At 67.0% G+C, this 18,507-nt stretch carries 16 protein-coding genes; 9 read left to right on the top strand and 7 right to left on the bottom strand.

What is annotated here, in order from left to right:
* Positions 1 to 87 precede the first annotated feature (87 nt).
* Complete coding sequence (locus tag EB084_05470; protein ID NDD27701.1) at positions 88 to 864, top strand: hypothetical protein; 777 nt, start codon at positions 88 to 90, stop codon at positions 862 to 864.
* Positions 865 to 1,208: 344 nt separating this feature from the next.
* Positions 1,209 to 2,822: a fumarate hydratase gene (locus EB084_05465; GenBank protein ID NDD27700.1), complete on the top strand. Its 1,614-nt coding sequence runs from the start codon at positions 1,209 to 1,211 to the stop codon at positions 2,820 to 2,822.
* A 16-nt stretch (positions 2,823 to 2,838) separates the two neighbouring features.
* On the opposite strand, the gene EB084_05460 is transcribed toward EB084_05465, so the two are convergent.
* The 3 genes from EB084_05460 to EB084_05450 form a co-directional block, all read right to left on the bottom strand.
* The gene (locus EB084_05460) at positions 2,839 to 3,867 is read right to left on the bottom strand and encodes a hypothetical protein (protein NDD27699.1); all 1,029 of its coding nucleotides are present in this window, start codon (positions 3,865 to 3,867) and stop codon (positions 2,839 to 2,841) included.
* Positions 3,868 to 4,061: 194 nt separating this feature from the next.
* Entirely contained in the window at positions 4,062 to 6,146 is a 2,085-nt protein-coding gene (locus EB084_05455) for a hypothetical protein (protein ID NDD27698.1), read from the bottom strand.
* Positions 6,124 to 6,765: a cytochrome c gene (locus EB084_05450; GenBank protein ID NDD27697.1), complete on the bottom strand. Its 642-nt coding sequence runs from the start codon at positions 6,763 to 6,765 to the stop codon at positions 6,124 to 6,126. Before EB084_05450 ends, EB084_05455 begins: the two co-directional genes overlap by 23 nt.
* A gap of 428 nt (positions 6,766 to 7,193) precedes the next feature.
* On the opposite strand from EB084_05450, the gene EB084_05445 reads away from it, so the two are divergent.
* From EB084_05445 to EB084_05425, 5 genes are read left to right on the top strand one after another with little or no spacing between them, the layout of a single operon-like run.
* The gene (locus EB084_05445) at positions 7,194 to 8,078 is read left to right on the top strand and encodes an aldo/keto reductase (protein NDD27696.1); all 885 of its coding nucleotides are present in this window, start codon (positions 7,194 to 7,196) and stop codon (positions 8,076 to 8,078) included.
* The gene (locus tag EB084_05440) at positions 8,079 to 8,816 is read left to right on the top strand and encodes a MoaD family protein (GenBank protein NDD27695.1); all 738 of its coding nucleotides are present in this window, start codon (positions 8,079 to 8,081) and stop codon (positions 8,814 to 8,816) included.
* Entirely contained in the window at positions 8,813 to 9,910 is a 1,098-nt protein-coding gene (gene mqnE / locus EB084_05435) for an aminofutalosine synthase MqnE (GenBank protein ID NDD27694.1), read from the top strand. Before EB084_05440 ends, mqnE begins: the two co-directional genes overlap by 4 nt.
* Position 9,911: 1 nt before the next feature.
* On the top strand, positions 9,912 to 10,292 hold the full coding sequence (locus EB084_05430) for an iron-sulfur cluster assembly scaffold protein (GenBank protein NDD27693.1): 381 nt from the start codon (positions 9,912 to 9,914) through the stop codon (positions 10,290 to 10,292).
* Positions 10,159 to 10,734, top strand: coding sequence for a DUF2203 family protein (locus EB084_05425; GenBank protein ID NDD27692.1), 576 nt, complete (start codon positions 10,159 to 10,161; stop codon positions 10,732 to 10,734). Before EB084_05430 ends, EB084_05425 begins: the two co-directional genes overlap by 134 nt.
* 95 nt (positions 10,735 to 10,829) lie before the next feature.
* On the opposite strand, the gene EB084_05420 is transcribed toward EB084_05425, so the two are convergent.
* From EB084_05420 to msrA, 4 genes are all read right to left on the bottom strand, one after another.
* Positions 10,830 to 11,123 carry a hypothetical protein gene (locus tag EB084_05420; GenBank protein ID NDD27691.1) on the bottom strand — a complete coding sequence of 98 codons (294 nt, stop codon included), beginning with the start codon at positions 11,121 to 11,123 and terminating at the stop codon, positions 10,830 to 10,832.
* A 197-nt stretch (positions 11,124 to 11,320) separates the two neighbouring features.
* The gene (locus EB084_05415) at positions 11,321 to 13,477 is read right to left on the bottom strand and encodes a hypothetical protein (GenBank protein ID NDD27690.1); all 2,157 of its coding nucleotides are present in this window, start codon (positions 13,475 to 13,477) and stop codon (positions 11,321 to 11,323) included.
* A 169-nt stretch (positions 13,478 to 13,646) separates the two neighbouring features.
* A complete protein-coding gene (locus EB084_05410; GenBank protein NDD27689.1) occupies positions 13,647 to 14,408 on the bottom strand; it encodes a hypothetical protein in 762 nt (253 codons plus the stop codon).
* A 37-nt stretch (positions 14,409 to 14,445) separates the two neighbouring features.
* Positions 14,446 to 15,132 (bottom strand): peptide-methionine (S)-S-oxide reductase, encoded by a 687-nt coding sequence (msrA, locus tag EB084_05405; GenBank protein NDD27688.1) that lies wholly within the window; start codon positions 15,130 to 15,132, stop codon positions 14,446 to 14,448.
* A gap of 162 nt (positions 15,133 to 15,294) precedes the next feature.
* Here msrA and coaBC point away from each other — a divergent pair, with 162 nt between their 5' ends.
* Both coaBC and EB084_05395 read left to right on the top strand, forming a co-directional pair.
* Entirely contained in the window at positions 15,295 to 16,560 is a 1,266-nt protein-coding gene (coaBC, locus tag EB084_05400) for a bifunctional phosphopantothenoylcysteine decarboxylase/phosphopantothenate--cysteine ligase CoaBC (protein NDD27687.1), read from the top strand.
* Complete coding sequence (locus tag EB084_05395; GenBank protein ID NDD27686.1) at positions 16,557 to 18,479, top strand: RiPP maturation radical SAM protein 1; 1,923 nt, start codon at positions 16,557 to 16,559, stop codon at positions 18,477 to 18,479. The genes coaBC and EB084_05395 overlap by 4 nt, the downstream gene beginning before the upstream one ends.
* Positions 18,480 to 18,507: the final 28 nt, after the last annotated feature.

The following is an 18,507-nucleotide window of genomic DNA, read 5'->3' as shown; positions in this document are numbered from 1 at the left end:
TCGGCCGGGGGTTCCGGGCCGTCCACCCCCACTTCGGCCGGGGTCTCTGTCGTCTCCATGGTGCCGTCAGAAGGGCGCGACGGAGCCGTGGGGTTTCTTGCCTCACTTCTTCGCAGTCCGGCCTGGTTGCTGGGAAATGTGCTCAACGCCGTGGGCTGGGCCCTTCAGGCCGCCGCGCTGGGGCGGGGGGAGCTCGCGTGGGTGCAGCCGCTGCTGCTGCTCTCGGTGGTGCTGTCCTTGCCCCTCACAGCGTACATTCGTCGCGATGTCCCTGGCGCACGCGAGTGGACCGGCGCACTGGCTCTGGTGGCGGGAGTATGCGCTTTTCTCGTCGGCGCTCATCCACAGCCTGCGGGTGCGGGCGTTGCGGGGCAGGCGGCATCGCAGGCGCTGGCCGGGAGTACCGCGGCTGTGGCGCTTGTGGGCGTGAGCCTGGCGGCGTGGCTCTGCGTGTTCGCGACTCGGCGAACCCACGGCGCAACCATGCTTGCCATCGCCTCGGGTCTCATGTTCGCGCTGGCGGCCGCTCTCACAAAGGCCACTGTGGCGACGGGCCTCGGCTTTGCCTTGCAGTGGCCGTTCTACGGGCTCGTAACCACCACCGCACTCGGTTTCTACTGGATGCAGCGCGCTTACCAGAGCGGGCCTCTGGCGGCCTCGTTCCCCGTCATCATTGCGCTTGACCCCATGGTCTGCGTGCTCCTTGGCGTGCTGCTCTTCGGCGAGCGCCTCGATACATCACCGTGGAGTCGCGCGCTGGCGATCGGGGGAGCTCTGGTCGCACTGGCGGGAATCGCCGTGCTGTCACGGTCGCGGTTCATCGAGGCGCCGTCGGGGGAAGGTGGGTCAGCGGAGCCAGCGTAGCGCGCGGCGTACCGATGGTTACGGTCCATACTCGTGGCAGTACGCAACGCGGGTGGCAGTACGCAACGTGGGCAGCGGGTACTGCCACAGGTGTGGCGCGTACCGACGGTTACGGTCCACAATCGTGGCAGTACGCAACGCGGGTGGCAGTACGCAACGCGTGTGGCAGTACGCAACGCGGGTGGCCGTGCGCAACGCAGGCAGCAGTACCCCAACAAACGCAGCAGTACCGCAACACGGGCGGCCGTCACTGAAGGGTTGCGTGGGCGCTGAGCCTAAGAAGCGGCGTAACGAGGGGTGCGCGAAACACCGCACACCTACCCGACGACGACGAGGAGTCCCCCATGGCCGAGTTCACCTACGAACCCACCTTCCAGTATGGCGAAGACGATACCGAGTACCGCCTGCTGAGCCGCGATCATGTCCGAGAGGTCGAGGTGAACGGCCGCACCTACCTGCACGTTGAGCCTGAAGCGCTTGCGCTGCTGGCCCGGGAGGCGTTCGCCGACGTCTCGTTCTACCTGCGACCTTCGCATCTGCGCAAGCTGCAGGCCGAGCTGCTCGACCCGGGGGCGTCCGACAACGATCGGTTCGTCATCCACACCCACCTCGAGAACGCGGTGGTGGCCGCCAAAGGCGTGCTGCCCATGTGCCAGGACACGGGCACCGCCATCGTGATGGGGCGCAAGGGGCAGTACGTGCTCACCGACAGCGATGACGCCGAGGCGCTGTCGCGCGGCATCTTCGAGACCTTTCAGGCGCGCAACCTGCGCTACTCGCAGCTCGCCCCGCTCGCCATGTTCGAGGAGAAGAACACCGGCAGCAACCTCCCGGCCCAGATCGACATATTGGCCGACACGGGTGCCGCCTATCGCTTCCTCTTCCTGGCCAAGGGCGGGGGGAGCGCCAACAAGACCTTCCTCTTCCAGCAGGCCCCCTCCATCCTCAACGAGGCGGCCCTGCTGCGCTTCCTCGCGGCGCATCTCTCCGACTTCGGAACCTCGGCCTGCCCGCCGTATCACGTGGCCATCGTCATCGGGGGAACCAGCGCCGAGAGTAACCTCAAGGTGGTGAAGCTCGCCTCGGCGGGCTACCTCGATCACCTGCCCATCACCGGTTCGGAGAACGGCCGCGCCTTCCGCGACGTGGCCATGGAAGACACCGTGCTGGCGCTGGCGCAGCGCTGCGGCATCGGGGCCCAGTTCGGCGGGAAGCACATGGTGCACGACGTGCGGGTCATCCGCCTGCCACGCCACGCCGCCTCGTGCCCCATCGGAATGGGCGTGTCGTGCTCGGCCGACCGCAACGTGAAGGGCAAGATCACGCGCGAGGGCATCTTCCTCGAGCAGCTCGAGCGCCATCCGGAGAAGTACCTTCCTGCCACGCAACCCGAGCTCTCCGAGCCCATCCGCCTCAATCTCGAGATGGGCATGGACGCGCTGCGCGCCGAGCTGTCGCGCCACCCGGTCACCACCCGAGTGCTACTGAGCGGCACGCTCATCGTTGCCCGCGACGCCGCTCACGCCCGCCTCAAAGCGATGGTGGAGGCCGGGACCCCGCTGCCCGAGTACTTCAAGCGCTACCCCGTGTACTACGCCGGGCCTGCGAAGACACCGGCGGGCATGCCCAGCGGCTCGTTCGGCCCCACAACGGCGGGTCGCATGGATGGCTTCGTTGATTTCTTCCAGTCCCACGGCGGCTCGCTGGTGATGATCGCCAAGGGCAACCGATCGCAGGCCGTCACCGACGCGTGCCAGAAGTGGGGCGGCTTCTATCTCGGCTCCATCGGTGGGCCGGCCGCCATCCTCGCGCAGGAGAACATCAAGAAGGTCGAGCTTGTCGATTTCGAGGAGCTTGGAATGGAGGCGGTCCGCAAGATCGAGGTGGTCGACTTCCCCGCGTTCATCATCGTCGACGACAAGGGCAACGACATGTTCGCCGCCTACGCCCACGCGTGAGGCGTGCGCGAGACGCTCAGGCGATGATCTCGCGCGAGGCGGCCGCAGAGGGCGGCTGCTCGGTCCGGCGGGGAACGCGCATCCCGTTGATGGTCACCCACTGCCCTGCCGATTCGATGTGTCCTTCGGCGGCAGGGGCTGCGGCGATGCGCGCGAGGCGCTCCAGCTCGACAGCCCGATGGGCCGCCTCGGCGGCCTCGACGTGTGGTGCCGCGATGGCGAGGTCGTGCACGGCGTCATCGCGCTTGCGCTGGGCGTCTTCGAGGCTTCGCCGGGTGAAGCCCTCGAGCATCTGCGTGGTGCTGACCCGCATGCTCTTGAGCGTCTCCATGATGCGCATCTCGTACATCAGCAGATAGGCCGCGCTTGCCACGCTGAGCCCGAGCGAGATGCCCCCTGCGGCACCAGCCACGCCGCAGGCGACCATGCCGACAGCCGCAACCGTACCCACGCCACCCAGCGCGCAGACGCCCTTCGCCACCGCGGCGAGCCGTCCATAGCGCTTCTCGGCGGCTTCGTGCTGTGCGATATCGGCTTTCTGCGTCTCGTGCGTCTCGCGCAGCTCGGCGAACTTTGCCTGCTGCTCGTCGGCGGTACGCGTCAGGTCGTCGACGATGCGACGATTCGCGGTGGCCATCTCTGTGTCGTGGCCGGTCAAGGACATCTGCAGGTAGCCACGGGTGGCGGGCAGGGGAACGCGAACCGCGGCTGTCTCCTCGAGAAGGCCGGCGAAGACCGTGCGCTGGGTGAAGAGGTCGCGGTCGGTGCCTCGCCCCAGAAGCCTCTGTCCGGCCTCGACCTGGGCGCGCATGCGGGCATCGAGGGGCAGGTGCGTCATCTCGGTGAGGATGGCGGTTCCGATCTCCACGCGGTCGTGATCGTTGTCAATCACGATGGACATGGTGCGGCCCACGCGCGCGAGCGTCTCCTCGGCGCTCTTCGTTCCCCACGCGAGGGTTCGCAGGCTTGCACGGTTCTCGTCAGAGACGCCGTAGACGCGCAGGTTGTCGATGGCGGTATCGATGCTCATCTGCATGGGCCCCATGCTACCCGTCGACGTTGAAGCACCCATTGAACGACCGTGACGTGAACGTGAAAACGGGGGCCGCGTCTTGCTGGTCCGTTCCTATCGCATCGACAGCGTTGGACGCGGCCCCTCGCACACCCCCCATGGGCGTGCTGCGTCCGGACGAGCTTGTGAGAAGGGCTGGAACGATTTTCGCGAACGCGGCACTTGCCTCAGATCTCGAACAGTGCGGCGTCCCACTCGATGTCGAGCGCGGAGGGCGGCGCGATGTAGCCGGCCACCGCTGAGGCGGCGACCACCGCGGGGCTGGCCAGGTATCCTTCTCCGCCCAGTCCCATGCGGTTCTGCCAGTTGCGGTTGAACGTGGTGACGGCGCGCTGCCCCGCTCTCAGGGCGTCGGCGCCCTGCCCGAAGCAGGGGCCGCACCACGAGTCGCGGATCTCCGCGCCGAAGCCGCGGTACACCTCGGCAATCGACTGCCCGCCCAGGCGTGGGTCGGCCATCTCGATCTGCTGCTTCACCCCGCGGCTGCCGGGGAAGACGATGAACGCGACGCCTTCGGCTTTGCGATCGATCCCCTTGTTGCGCGCCTGGCGCAGCACGAGCGCCGCCTGCAGCAGGTCGTCGTAGCTGCCGTTGGTGCAAGAGCCGATCATCGCCTTGTCGAACGTGACGCGCTCGGTTGCCACCTGCTCTGCCTCGTGGGCGTTCGAGGGGTGATGCGGCCGCGCGATGTGGGGACGGATCTCGCTCAGGTCGAGATCCTCGTCGATGTCGTAGCGGGCGTCTTCTCCGGGCGCGATGCGCGGGTAGGGGAGCGCGATGCCGCGTGACTCGAACCATTTCGTCGTGATCTCGTCTTGTGCGAACACGCCGTTGAGCGCCTCGGCCTCGGCCATCATGTTGGCGATGGTGTTGCGGTAGGCCATGGGCAGCTGGCGCTCGACGTCGACGAGCTCCACGCTCATGCCCTGCGCCTGGGCCGCGCCCCAGCGGCGCAGGAGGGCAAGCACGATGTCCTTGCCCGTCACCCACGGCTGCAGTCGTCCGGTGAAGCGAACGCGTCGCTGCTTCGCCACGGTGAGGTAGATGTAGCCGGTCGACCAGCCGAAGCCGAGGGTGGTGCTGCCGATGCCCATGCCGATGGCGCCGTACGCGCCGTAGGCGCGGCTGTGCGAGTCGGCGCCGGGGTAGACGCCGCCCGGGATGATGAGCCCCTGCTCAGGGAAGTAGAAGTGGAAGATGCCATCGCCCACATCGGCGAAGTACGGCTTTCCGATGGCGTAGCGCTGATTGAACGAACGTGAGATCTCGACCTGTCGATCATCGGCGTCTCGCCCCGTATAGACGAAGTGGTCGTTGGCCAGGGCGGCCCGACGCGGATGAATGGTGTCGCCACCGGTGATCTGGTTGAAGGTGTGGATGGCGAAGGGCCCCGTGCCGTCGGAGCCCGGCAGCAGGTCTGCATAGACGCGCAGGGTGGCGCCAGGACGGACCTCGGCGTGCTTGTCGACGCGGTGCGCCCAGATGATCTGCTCGGTGGTGGTGAGGGTGCGCGCCACGTCAGCGTCGGGCCAGGCGACGTGAGGCGGGGTCTTCACCGATTCGAGGAACTCGTTGCGGCCCACGTGGAAGATTCCGCCGCTCTGGCGGATCTCGTCCTCCTTCGGTGTGAGCGGGAGCGGAGTGTAGGTCTTGCCCAGCGTGACATTCGTGATGGTGCGTGTCTGCACGTCGAAAGCGAGGTCGTGGTCGTCGAGGGCGTCGGCCACCGCGTCGGGGGCCTGCACCACATGCAGGCCGAGGTTCAGCGCGTTGCGGCGGAAGATGTCGCCCATGTTGGCGCCGCACACGATGACGAGCACCTGGCCGCTCTCCTCGGCGATGGCTTTCAGTCCGGCCGGCGACATCTCGCGCGAGGACCCGATGGCGAACCGCTCTCCGGCGATGACGAACGTGTGGCCTGCCGCCACGCGAGATCGGAAGTCTGGCATCAGGAAGCGGAAGGCGCCTGCCTTCCATCGCTCGTCGAGGGCTTCCAGCGATTCAGACACGCAGTCGGCTGATGGCGTGATCTGGTCGGTGTCGATGGCGTCGAGCTTCTTGCCGGGGGTCTTCGGATCCCAGAAGATCAGCGCCTTGCCGCGCACGGTCTGCGTGCTCTCCTGGGCTGTGCTGGAGACTCCCGTTGCCGGGGCATGGCGCGCCTCGATGTGTGCAAGGCTCACGCCCGGCAGCAACCGCGCGGCCTCCAGGTCGTGTTGGGTCATGGCCTCACTCGTCATCTCTCTCTCCATCGACGGCGGGGGAACCGGAGGCTGCGGGTGCCGCTGATTCCGTTGCCGCAGGGGCTGGCGACGCGGAGGCGGTGCCCGATGGGGCAGTCGTGGGGTGGCCTCGCCACTCCTCTGCGACGCTGGGGGGCAGCGACTGCATTGCCTTCAGGAAGCGAACGAGGCCCCAGATCTCCTCGTCCTTGAGCAGCGGTCGCTTCTGCCCACCGAAGGCGGGCATGCCGGTGAGCCGGATGCCGTGCTTGATCACGTAGAACAGCTCACCGTCGGTGTCGCCGAAGGGGCGCTTGCGATTCACGAACTGCGGCGCAGGCGGGTAGAAGGCCAGGCCGAAGTCGCTGGGGCCCTGCGAGCCGCCGTGGCAACCCGCGCAGTTGTCCTTGTAGAGGGTCACGGCAGAACGGAGGGTCTCGTCGATGGCCGCCACCGGGTTGTCGGTGCGCGGGGCGTTGCGGGCGATGGAGGCCTCTCTCGAGAGGCCAGCCAGCTGACGCTCGACCCAGCCGGGAGAGGCGTCTGCGTTCACGGCAACCAGACCCATCTTGAAGAAGACCAGGGCACTCACCAGGGGCACGGCGATGGTGACTACGACGCCGGTGACGAATGCTGTGATGGGACGCATGGAGACCTCCGCGCTTCGTGGACGTTCGTGGATGGCCGTTCAGGAGGCGCCTCGACGCCCCGGAAGGGCTAGAGCTTCTGCACGCCGCGGTTCAGCAGCCAGATGACAAAGCATGTTCCCGCGAGGCTCAGGGTGACGTGGAGGACGCCCCACACCTCCAGGGTCGAAGGGGCGGCCAGAGCAGGGCTCGTTGTCATGCCGACCAGTGCTGCCGTCACGCAGGCCAGGCGCTGTGTGTCTCTCACGGGGGATGTCCTCCTGGGAAGTCGCATTTTCGAGGCGCACCTTGATCTGCGGCGGCCGCGCCCCGCGAGATTCTCGAAGCCTGGGGCGGCTCCTGCCTGAACGCGCGCGCAACCTCCTTCGCAGGTGCAGGGCGTGGCGCCGCGAGAGGGAACACGGGCCCGCGCGCCTAACTGCTGACGCCCATGTCCACACATGATCCTTCCCAGGCGACGCCTCACGACACGCCCATCCCCACGCGCCCGCTGGGCCGCACCGGGGTCGATGTATCCATCTTCGGCCTTGGGGGCGAGGGGGTGCTGCGCACCTTCGGGCGAGAGCGCGAGGCGAGGGCGGTCATCGACAGGGCGCTCGAGCAGGGGGTCACCTACTTCGACTCGGCCCGCGCCTACGCGGGGTCGGAAGGCTACTATGGCGCGGCCCTCGGATCCCGGCGCGAGCGCATCTTCCTCACGAGCAAGGCCTTCGAGCGCTCCAAGGCGGGTGCGCTGGCGCAGCTCCACGAGACGCTGGCCACGATGAAGACCGACTACCTCGACCTGTGGCAGATGCACGACATGCGCGACATGCGCGAGCTCGAGGAGGTCTGCGCGCCAGGGGGGGCTCTCGAGGCCTTCCGTCAGGCGCGAGACGAGGGGAAGGTGCGCTTCCTGGGCGTCACGGGGCACCACGACCCGGAGGTTCTCAGCGCAGCCCTCGACATCTTCTCGTTCGACACCGTGCTGATGCCCGTGAACCCCACCGAGGCCCATTTCAACCCCTTCATGACCACAACGCTCACGAAAGCCTGTCATCTTGGGATGGGCATCATCGGCATGAAGGTGCCGGCGCGGGGGCATCTCGTGCGCACCGGCGTCACCGCTTTCTCCATCGAGCCCCTCATGCGCTATGCGCTGTCGTGGCCGGTCTCCACCGTCATCATCGGGTGCGATTCCCCGCAGCAGGTTGACAGCAATGCGGCTGCTGCGCGGCGCTTCGTTCCCATGCCCGAGCCCGAGATGCGCGCGCTCGAAGCGGCCTTCGAGCCCTACGTCGAGCATGGGCAGTTCTACAAGAAAGGGATGCACTGAATGCGTGTCCGTGCCCTGATGTTTGCCTCGCTGCGTGACGTGGTGGGAGGGCGCTCGGTAGAGATGGAGCTGCCCGAAGGGAGCACCGTCGAAGATCTCTCTCGCGCCCTCATCGCGCGCCATCCGCTTCTCGCCGACCGACTGCCACGGGTTCGGGTCGCGGTCAACGACGCCATGGCCGAGCTGTCGCGCGCGCTCTCGGAGGGAGACGAGGTGGCCTACCTGCCTCCTGTGAGCGGCGGCAGCCCTGACCTGGTGGAGGTCGTGGAGGCTCCCATCGATGTCGCCGCGGTTCTCGGTTCGGTGCAGCGCAACGACTGCGGCGCGGTCATGCTCTTTCTCGGCACGGTTCGCGACAACTTCCGAGGACTGCCGGTGCTGGGCATGGAATATGAAGCCCATCGCGCCCTGGCGGAGCACGGTCTGTCAGAGGTCGTGGCCGAGGCAAGGCGACGCTGGCCCGCGGTTCGGGCCGCAAGCGTGGTGCATCGCATCGGCCGCATGGATCTGGGTGAGACGAGCGTTGCCGTGGCGGTGGCGGCTCCGCACCGGCCAGAAGCCTTCGAGGCCGGGCGGTTCGTCATCGATCGCCTCAAGGAGACGGTGCCCATCTGGAAGCGCGAGCTCCTCACCGACGGTGAGGTCTGGATCGAGGGCGATGAGCGCATCCCTCGGGGGTGCGGCAACGCGCACGGCGCCGCGCATCCAGTCCATCAGAAAGAGGTTTCAGCGACATGACCTTGCAAGCCACCGAGACGATTGCCGATCTCGAGGAGAAGGTGCGCGCCGGTCAGCGGCTGAGCTTCGAAGACGGCCTGCGCCTCTATCGCACCGCAGACCTCGAGACATTGTATCGCGCCGCAAGCTTCGTGCGCGAGAAGCGTCACGGGCAGAAGGCATTCTTCGTCGTCAACATGCATCTCAACTACTCGAACGTGTGCGTCGACAGCTGCATGTTCTGCGCCTTCGCAAAGAAGGAGGGCGAAGAGGGGGCCTACGAGATGACGCTCCCTGAGACGGTGGAGCGCTGCCGCGTCCTCGAGGGCGTGCCCGGGGCGGAGGTGCACATCGTGGGCGGGTTGCACCCGGATTTCCCCTACGCCTACTACATCGACATGCTGCGCGGGCTGCGCGAGCGCTATCCAGCGCTGCACATCAAGTGCTTCACCGCGGTCGAGATCGATCACCTCGCGCAGCTCACGGGAAAGACGTGGGAACAGGTTCTTGATGACATGAAGGCGGCTGGCATGAACTCCATGCCAGGGGGCGGCGCTGAGGTGCTCAGCGATCGGGTTCGTCGCAAGCTGTGCGCCCCCAAGCTCAGCAGCGAGGGCTGGCTGCAGATCCACCGACTGGCACACCAGCGCGGGATCCGCAGCAATGCCACCATGCTGTTCGGCCACATCGAGCGCCCGGAGGAGCGCCTCGAGCACATGATCAAGGTGCGCGCCCTGCAAGACGAGACGGGCGGCTTCATGTGCTTCATCCCGTTGCGCTTCCACCCGGAGAACACGCGGCTGCGCAAGCTCCCGATGGCTTCTTCAGAAGAGGTTCTGCGCAACATCGCGATCTCACGGCTGATGCTCGACAACTTCGACCACATCAAGGCCTACTGGACACAGGTGGGACTCGAGACGGCGCGTGACGCCATGCGCTGCGGCGCCGATGATTTCGACGGCACGGTGGTCGACGAGCGCATCACCCACTTCGCCGGCGCCCAGACGCCGGTGGGCGTGACCGAGGAGCGCATCTGCAGCCTCATCCGAGAGGCGGGGTGCATCCCGGTTCGCCGAGATTCGTGGTACAACGAGATCGGAGTGGTCTCGGCCTGAGATGCCGCCCTACGGCCCGCTCGTCGAGGAGCACTTCCTTCGTCCACGCAACCTCGGGGAGATGCCAGACGCCGATGTCGCAGCCGAGGCGTCGAACCCGGTCTGTGGAGATCGCATGCGACTCTTCCTTCGTCTCGAGGGAGATCGGGTGGTCGCCGCAACCTTCAAGGCCCAGGGCTGTCCAGCCGCAATCGCGGCTGCGAGCATGACCACGGTTCTGTTGGTGGGCTCGACCATTGCCCAGGCCCGTGCCATCACGAGGCAGGCCGTCTCAGACGCGCTCGGTGGACTGCCTCGCGCCAAGATGCACTGCTCAGTGCTGGCCGAGGAGGTCATCGCGATGGCTCTCGACGCCCACGTTGCGAAGGGCGCAGGATGCTGAAGCACCCGAACGGGTGGCGAAAGGAGGCAGTCAGGTGGAGCTGCGGCTGTTCACAGTAGATGAAGCCAACCGGCTGCTCGTGCAGCTCGAGATCACGCTGGGACGCCTGCGCCGCCGCCGGGAGGCGCTCCTTCGCGTTCTCGTGGAGATCGAGGTGCTTCAGACAGGCGCTGATGAACCGCAAGACGGATCGGACCGTACGGCGCAGATCAGCAGCTTCCAGCGCGATGTCGAGCGCCGCCGTCGCGAGATAGCCGCGCTCTCACGCGACCTGAGGGCGATGGGGGTTGTGGTTCGCGATCCGGATGCGGGTCTGGTCGATTTTCCCGCCGTCGTGAACGGCTCCGCCGCGTATCTGTGCTGGCGCATCGGAGAGCGCGAGGTCGCACACTGGCACGGGCCGGATGAGGGTTTTGCAGGCCGGCAGCCCCTTCCGACCTGACCTTCTGGGCTCTTGTACCTTAATGCAAAGCAACCCGCGAAACGTCTCGGGTTCGCATCGGCGAGCTTCGGAGGGGACTCGGTTGCGGACCGCCTTCAGCCCAGCGAGTCGCCTTCCTTGTCGAAGTAGTCGCAGGCCTCGAAGCACTCCTTGAAGCTCTTCATCGGGCGCGACTGGTAGGGGTGCGTGCAGTTGATGAACACCTTGGGGCGCTCCCCTTCCATGCTGAAGCCGAAGTCGGTGTAGGTGCAGAACCGGTCCGGTACGTTTTCGAGGCAGAACTCATAGAGCTCGTGGTAGTGCTCCTGCGTGGAGTGGAGAAACTGGTGCTTCTCACACTGGAAGATACCCAGCTGCGAGCTCCTGAACTTGCACGGCCGGTAGACCATGGAGAGTTACGATCCTTCCTGTTGATCTGACACGCGCCATGGCGTGCCGACCATTCAGCCACACTCTCGCTTGCCCATCATGCTTGGCGCGGGAGGGGACCTCTCGATGGTTTTCGCGCCCCTTCCTCGAATTCCTTTGCGCATCCCATCAATCCGAAAATCGGTGCGAGATCCGCTCAGCGCGGGGGAAGAGCGGTTCAGATGGGGAGGAAGACCCGCGGAACACGGCCGGGCAGGTCGACAGACAGGCGCCCCCCGCGCACAACGACCTCCTGCCCCGTGAGCACCTCGCGCAGGCGAGCGCCTTCCTTCAGGTTTCCTTGCGCGGGCACGGGGATGTCGCGATGCTGGAACTCTCCGCTCCCGTTGAGCACCACGAAGGCCGTATCGCTTCTCGAGGGGCGCTCGTAGGCGAGCACCTGGTCGTCCTGCCACGCCTCGACGTATCCGCCTTCCCGGAGGGACTCCCGATCTCGGCGGAGCTGCCCGAGCGTGTGCACGAGGGCGCGCATGGTGGGGTCGCGGTCGAACTCCATCGGCTTGCGGTTGTGGGGCAGGTGGTCGGGGGCGTCGAACTCCTGCAGGCCTTCCATCGCGGTCTCGTCGCCCATGTAGAGGGTGGGGATGCGGTCGATGGTCAGGGCGAAGGCCAGTGCGACCTGCAGCTTGCTCCTCCCGTCGCCACCGTTGCGCTGGGCCTCAGAGATGAAGCGGTTCATGTCGTGGTTGTCGAGGAACACGCCCAGCTTGCGGGCGTTGTCGAAGCCGACGCGTTCCTCCTGGAGGCGCTGGGCCAGGATGCGCATGCTGCCGCCGCTGCCGATGCTGTCGCGAATCGAGTAGTACAGGGGGTAGTCGAGCATGGCCTCCATGCCCATCGCCTGGTAGCGGCTCACATGGGGAACAGCGCCTTGGAGGTCTTCTCCGATCAGCAGGAAGTCGGGGCCGGCGTGGTCGTGCACGGCCTGGACGAACTGGGGCCAGAACGAGCCTGTGATGTGCTTCACCGCATCGAGGCGGAACCCGTCGATGCCGGTCTGGTCGATCCAGAACTTCGCTACGTTGATGAGCTCGTCACGCACCGCCGGGTTCTCCTGGGCCAGGTCGGGCAGGCCGAGCACGTCATTCTGCTCGAGCTGACGCGGGTCTTCCCAGTTCGTGATGTCGCCGTTGTGGTGGAACCAGTCCCGGCGAGCGGGGTCGTTTCGCCAGGGGTGATCCCAGGCGGTCTGGTTGAGGGGGAGATCGAGGATGACCTTCATCCCGCGCGCGTGGGCCTTGTCGACCAGCTCCTTGAGGGTCTTCATGTCTCCCTGGCGTGGGTCGACCTTGTAGAAATCGTTGGGCCAGTAGCCGTGGAACCCCTCGTAATCGCCCTGACGGGTCTGGTTCTGCATGGGGGGCGAGATCCAGACCGAGGTCATGCCGAGGCTCTTTATGTAGTCGAGCTTGTCGATGACGCCGCGCAGATCTCCGCCCTGATAGTGCCGCAGGTCGTTGTCGCAGCCGATGTCGTTTGTGCGATCGCCGTTGCTGAAGCGGTCGGTGAATGTGAAGTAGATCGACTCGCCCGCCCAGTCGGCGCTGCGGGCGGGCAGCGAAGACGATGGTGTCGCGGTGTTCACCGCGGCTTCGAGCAGGCCGCCGTTCTGCCATGGCTTTCGTCCGGCCGTATCGAGGCTGTCAGCGATGCGGCCGCTGTGGTCGGCGCTGGTGAACGGCTGCAGGGTGAGGGGCTGTCCTTCGCGCCAGCCCACGTCACGCAGCGCGGCTTTGTCGAATCCCACCTCGACCGTGCGACGCACCGCATCGAATCGAGCGTACTGAACAGCACGGCCCGAGGTGCTGCCATCGGGCATGATGATGCGGCGGGCGCTCTCGTCGTAGGCGGCCACCGCCAGGTTCCAGGGGGCACGGGTGTGCCCGTCGATCTGGTCGGGAAGGGCGGTGGTGCCACCGGGGCCACCCGTTCCGATGAGCCAGTACACGTCGAGGTGGCCGCTGGCGGCGTCCGGCTTCAGGTTGTCGAGCGATATCCGCAATACGTACGGCTCGTTCGGACGGCCTTCGTGGGCCTCCACGCCGACGATGTCGCGGCTCGAGTCGTAGCCGTCGCTGAGGCGGAGGGCGTCGTTGGCGTTCGTGGCCACGCGGAAGTCTGACGCGCGCTCAGAGAGCCGCCCCATGGGAGGCGGGGGATCGGCGTGGGGGCGACGGCGCTGTTCCAGCGACCCGCTGGAGAGGATGACCTGATCGGTCGTGCTGTCACACGCCTGGGGTGCTGCCGAGCGTGCGGGAGCGGACGTCTGCACAGCGACGTGTGGCACCGCGATGGCAAGGGGAGAGGGCGGCAAGGGAGACTCCTTCTCGAGTCAGCTCGACTGGCCCTCAGTTTACATGGAACCTGATGCTTGTTCAATGTCCGCGATGTTAAATTTTTCAGTTCGAGGTGGAGCGCTGCGGTGCCGAATCGCAAGCAGATTTTACAGCGGGCTTTCCCTGTACGGCGGGAGGGCTGAACCGTCAGCCCGGGTTGCTCGCGTCTGCGAGGGTTGCGCAGACGGTTTCGCGATGGCGGGCGAGGGCCTCACGAAGCCCGGGCGTCAAGAGACCTTGCGGGGCGCTGCAGCGCAGGTTGCGGTCATCGTCGAGGCTCAGGTGAACGTGGTATCCCCTGAGCTGCAGAAGGGCCGCCTCGATTCGCCCACGCTCGAGGAGGTCGGTCACCAGGTCTTCCAGCAGCTCGCCCACGCTGGCGTATCCCGCGCCCGCCTTCGCCCCGTGGATGCGTCCTCGGATGCGCTGCCCATCGACCTTCAGCCAGCTCCCCGCGGCGTCTGCCACGACAGCCGTGGCCGCATTTGCGCAGTGCGACAGCTGTAGCGCCTCGCCCACGCGCTCGAGTGCCGCCGTGCCGGTCAGGCCACGGCGCAGCGCGCGTTCGAGGGCGGTGGTGATGCGTGGGGCGCTGAGTGCCTTCGACACGCGCTGAGCGGCCTTGCGACAGTCATCTCTGAGCAGGCCCCGGGTTCGGACCTCGAGCGGTTCGGGCCCCAGCAGCCGCAGGCTCCAGCCCTCTGCGTCGGCCTCGACCACGAGAACGGTGTTGAATGCGCTGGCCAGCAGTGCGGCTGTCTCAGAAAGGTCGCCGTCGTCGAGACGGGCCACACCCGTGAAGGATGCGCCGTCGAGGGGGGCGATCACGATGATCTCCCGCGCTTCGTGGTCTCTCAGGAAGACCGCGACGTCGTCGGCCGACGCGTGGCTCACGTAGCACTTCTGCATGTAGCGATGCTCCCCGAACGGTCCGCGGGAGAAGAAGTCAGTGCTTCTTCAGGCGGCTCTGGTACCTGGCGCGGAACTTCGCGACCTTGGGGGCGATCACCGCGCGGCAGTAGCCTGCGTTCGGATTGAGGGCGAAGTAGTCCTGGTGGTAGTCTTCCGCGGCATAGAACGGCGCGGTGGACGTGATCTCGGTGACGATGGGGGCGTCGAAGAGAGGTTGCATCTCCTTCTTCACCTGCTCGGCCGTGGCGCGCTGCGCATCGCTTGCGCAGAAGATCACCGACCGGTACTGGGTGCCGGCATCGGCGCCCTGACGGTTGAGCGTGGTGGGATCATGGGTCGTGAAGAAGACGGTGAGGATGTCGTGATAGGAGATCTTGCGGGGATCGAACACGATCTGGACCACCTCCGCGTGCCCCGTCTGCCCCGTGCAGACCTGCTGGTAGGTGGGGTCTGCCACGGTTCCCCCCGCGTATCCGCTGGTGACCTTCTCCACACCTTCGAGCTCGGTGAACACCGCCTCCACGCACCAGAAGCAACCGCCGCCCACCACGGCGACCTCGCGTCCTTGCGGCCCGCCGCTCGACTCCGCGAGGGGAGAGGCTGACGGATGGACGGGCGAGGGGGGGGCACCCGGTGGTTCTTCGTGCGCAGCCGACGGGCGCGCGCACGACGACAGGAGAAGGGTGAGTACGGCGACGACGAGGGAGCGGGCGTGTCTCATGCCCGTCGTCTTCTGGTGCTCGGGCGGTGCATCCTGCCCCTGGGGCTCGGCGCGTGGCAGGACATTTCCGCGCCATCGACATAGACGTGCCTGAACGCAAGCGACGCGTACTGACCGACTGCCGCGCGCGGCAGGGGCGTAGCGCAAGACAGGGAGACCGCCATGGACATCTACGACTGGGATCTCTCTCCGCCCCGTTCCCCCGCCATCGGAGATCACGATGTGCCGTCTCTCTCGTCGCATCTGGCCGGCAGGCGTGTAGCGCTTCTGGTGAGCGGCGGCATCGCCGCGATGAAGACCCCGCTGCTGGCGCGGGCGCTGCGACGACGCGGCGCCGACGTCGTGGCCTTCTGCAGCGAGGAGGCGCTGCGCTACGTCGGGCGCCAGGCGCTCGAGTGGGCCACGTGCCACGAGGTCGTCACCACGCTCACCTGGCGTGCCGAGCACCTCTCTGACGCGAACCCCTTCGATCTCTACCTCGTTGCGCCGGCCACGTACAACACCATCGGCAAGGTGGCTTCCGGCATCGCCGACACCGTTGTGACGGCCGCCCTCGCCTCTGCGCTGGGGCGTCTGCGCGAGGGGCGCGCGACGGTCATGATGGCGCCCACCATGCACGGCTCGATGCACACCGACGTGCTGGTGCGCAGCTGCCGCGCCCTGTCTGACCTGGGGGTCCGGCTGCTGGCGCCGCGCGACGACTACGGCAAGCACAACCTCCCCGATGACGAGACCATCGTTGCCGCCGCCTGTCGCGCGCTCTCCGCGTCGCCCCTGCGCGGGCGCAAGGTTCTGGTGACCGGTGGCCCCACGCCCGTTCCCATCGATCGGGTGCGGCGCATCATGAATCGATTCCGGGGTCGTCTCGGCGCGGCCATCACGGAGGACCTGCTGCTGCGGGGCGCCGACGTGACATTCGTTCTGGGCGATGGGGCGTGGAAGCCCCCTGCCTGGGTGCCGGTGCAGGTGGCGCCGACCTACGACGACTACAAGCGTCTCGTGCTCGAGCATGTCAATCGAGGGCTCGACGCCGGGGTGTTCTCCGCTGGCGTGGCCGACTATCGACCCCGTGTCGCGGTCGATGGAAAGATCGAGAGCGGGGCGGCCTCGCTGACGCTCGAGCTCGAGCCTACAGAGAAGGTCATCGAGATGGCGCGTGACGCCGACCCGGGGCTCTTCATGGTCACGTTCAAGTACCTCGAGCACGCCTCTCTCGAAGCGCTGCTCGAGGAAGCCCGCCGACGCCTCGATCGCTATCCCGTCGTGGTGGCCAACCGCGGCGCGGAGACCCACGGGAACGAGCAGACGGCCTGGATCGTCACCCGCGACGGGGAGACGCGCGTCGAAGACAAGGAAGCCATTGCCGGCGCCATCTGCGATGCGCTCGAGCGGCAGCTGCCGCGAGGGGGGAGCTCTGGCGTCGGATGACCGTTGCCCTGGTCAACATGCCGTTTGCCCCCGCCACGCGGCCTTCCATCCAGATCGGCCTGCTGGCGGCGCTCCTCGAGGCGGCGGAAGTCTCGTTTGTCGAGCATCACGCGGCCGTCTCCTTCCACGAGCGCCTGCGCCAGGTGGGAGCCCTGTCGCAGTACACCGCGCAGTCGCCGTCGATGGTGTCGGAGTGGTACTTCGGCGCAGGGGCGGCCGACACACCGGAGATCGACGCGATCTCTCGCTTGCGGCTCGAGGCCCACGGGCGCGAGGTGGGGTTCTCGTTCGCCGAGATGCTACGGCTGCGCCACGAGGTGGTTCCCGCCTTCCTCGACGAGGTGACCCAGGCGGTGGTCGCCTCGCGCCCGCGGGTCGTGGCGTTCACGCTCTCGTACGCACAGCTCAACGCCTCGTTCACGCTTGCCGAGCGCATCAAGTCGCAGCTACCTGAGGTGGTGACGGTCTTCGGCGGAGCCGGGTCGCAGGTTCACGAGGCCGCGTGCCGCGAGTACATGCGGGCGTTCCCCGCCATCGACGTCATGATTCTGGGCGAGGCAGAGCACGCCTGGGTGAGCCTCGTCAGGCTGCTGCTCGAGGGCGCCCCCCCCACCGCGCACGGGGCACTGGCGGCGCTCCCCGATCTGATGCTGCGTGACGGGGAGGCGGTGATGCGCACCGAGGGGCGGGCGCCAGCGCTTGCTCTCGACGTCTCACCCATGCCGCGCTATGACGGATGGTTCGCAGCCCGCGAGGCGATGCCGCCCGAGACCCGGCGCAGCCTCGAGCCAGTGCTGCTCATGGAGCTGGGCCGCGGGTGCACGTGGGGAGATGAGAGAACCTGTTCGTTCTGCGCCTTCCTCTTCCACGGGCGCTATCGCAGCAAGAGCCGTTCGCGCATCCTCGATGAGCTGAAGGAGCTGACGCGTCGCCATCGTCGCAAGACCATCTATCTGGTTGACGACATCGTAACGAACAGCCAGATCGCCGACCTCCTCCCCGCCATGCGCGAAGCCGTTCCGGGGCTTCTCATCCATTTTCTGGAGATGCGCACCGCCACCACGCGCCGCCACGTGCAGGCCCTGGCCGACAGCGGGGTCTGCCTGGTCCAGCCGGGCACCGAGAACTTCGATGATGGTCTGCTCAAGCGCATCAGCAAGGGCACCACGACCTTCCACAACGTCCAGTTCCTCAGATGGGCCAAAGAGGCCGGGGTACGGGTGTCGCACAACGTGCTCCTCGCGGTGCCCCAGTCCACGCGGGAAGAGGTCGAGCGCCAGCTGGGCGTGGTCTCGCTGCTGACCCACCTCGACCCCCCGTTCTCGTTTCCCGTGCAGATCGTCCGGTTCTCGCCCTATCACGCTGAGCCGGCGCGTTACGGCCTGGGTCCGCTCCGCCCCGATCCGTTCTATCGCGCGGTCCATCGACCGGGGATTGACATCGATCAGGTGGCCTACGAGTTCGTCGAGGAGGAAGGCACCGATCCCCACGCAGACCTCCACGCCCAGACCCATCGTGCGGTCGGTGCCTGGCAGCGCCGCTGGTCGCGCCTTCCGCTGCCCTTCCTCGTCTATGAAGCGGATGGAGATGGGGCGGTCATCGTCGATGGGCGTGCCCTGGGGACCCCGAAGGTGCTTCGGCTCGACGCAGTGGCCGCTGCCGTGCACGCGTCCATCTGCGATTGCCCCCAGAGCGAGGAGGGGGTCTTGCGCGCGCTGCGCCAGCAGGGCATCGACGCAGACCCGACGCGCGTGCGCGAGGTGCTCGACGATCTCACCGGCCGTGGCCTGGCCCTGCATCTGAGGGAGCGCTGGCTCGCCCTCGCCACGGCCGCCGACGCCACGCGGCGTTCGCAGCCTGTGCCTGTGATTTCTGCGGATGGCGCGGTGCCGTCGGGGGGGGCTTCTACCCGTCATTAGAAGCCCAGATGGGCTTCTACCCGTCAGT

Source organism: Pseudomonadota bacterium (assembly GCA_010028905.1).
In the GTDB taxonomy this organism is placed as follows: domain Bacteria; phylum Vulcanimicrobiota; class Xenobia; order RGZZ01; family RGZZ01; genus RGZZ01.
Note: the sequence above shows the minus strand (reverse complement) of the source record. Positions and strands in the feature narration are given on the sequence as shown.

Coding starts and splice junctions, on each gene's coding strand:
- EB084_05460 (NDD27699.1), bottom strand. CDS start 3,867: ATGGGGCCCATGCAGATGAGCATCGATACCGCCATCGACAACCTGCGC.
- EB084_05420 (NDD27691.1), bottom strand. CDS start 11,123: ATGGTCTACCGGCCGTGCAAGTTCAGGAGCTCGCAGCTGGGTATCTTC.
- EB084_05455 (NDD27698.1), bottom strand. CDS start 6,146: ATGGAGAGAGAGATGACGAGTGAGGCCATGACCCAACACGACCTGGAG.
- EB084_05450 (NDD27697.1), bottom strand. CDS start 6,765: ATGCGTCCCATCACAGCATTCGTCACCGGCGTCGTAGTCACCATCGCC.
- EB084_05430 (NDD27693.1), top strand. CDS start 9,912: ATGCCGCCCTACGGCCCGCTCGTCGAGGAGCACTTCCTTCGTCCACGC.
- EB084_05465 (NDD27700.1), top strand. CDS start 1,209: ATGGCCGAGTTCACCTACGAACCCACCTTCCAGTATGGCGAAGACGAT.
- EB084_05395 (NDD27686.1), top strand. CDS start 16,557: ATGACCGTTGCCCTGGTCAACATGCCGTTTGCCCCCGCCACGCGGCCT.
- mqnE (NDD27694.1), top strand. CDS start 8,813: ATGACCTTGCAAGCCACCGAGACGATTGCCGATCTCGAGGAGAAGGTG.
- EB084_05440 (NDD27695.1), top strand. CDS start 8,079: ATGCGTGTCCGTGCCCTGATGTTTGCCTCGCTGCGTGACGTGGTGGGA.
- EB084_05445 (NDD27696.1), top strand. CDS start 7,194: ATGTCCACACATGATCCTTCCCAGGCGACGCCTCACGACACGCCCATC.
- EB084_05410 (NDD27689.1), bottom strand. CDS start 14,408: ATGCAGAAGTGCTACGTGAGCCACGCGTCGGCCGACGACGTCGCGGTC.
- msrA (NDD27688.1), bottom strand. CDS start 15,132: ATGAGACACGCCCGCTCCCTCGTCGTCGCCGTACTCACCCTTCTCCTG.
- coaBC (NDD27687.1), top strand. CDS start 15,295: ATGGACATCTACGACTGGGATCTCTCTCCGCCCCGTTCCCCCGCCATC.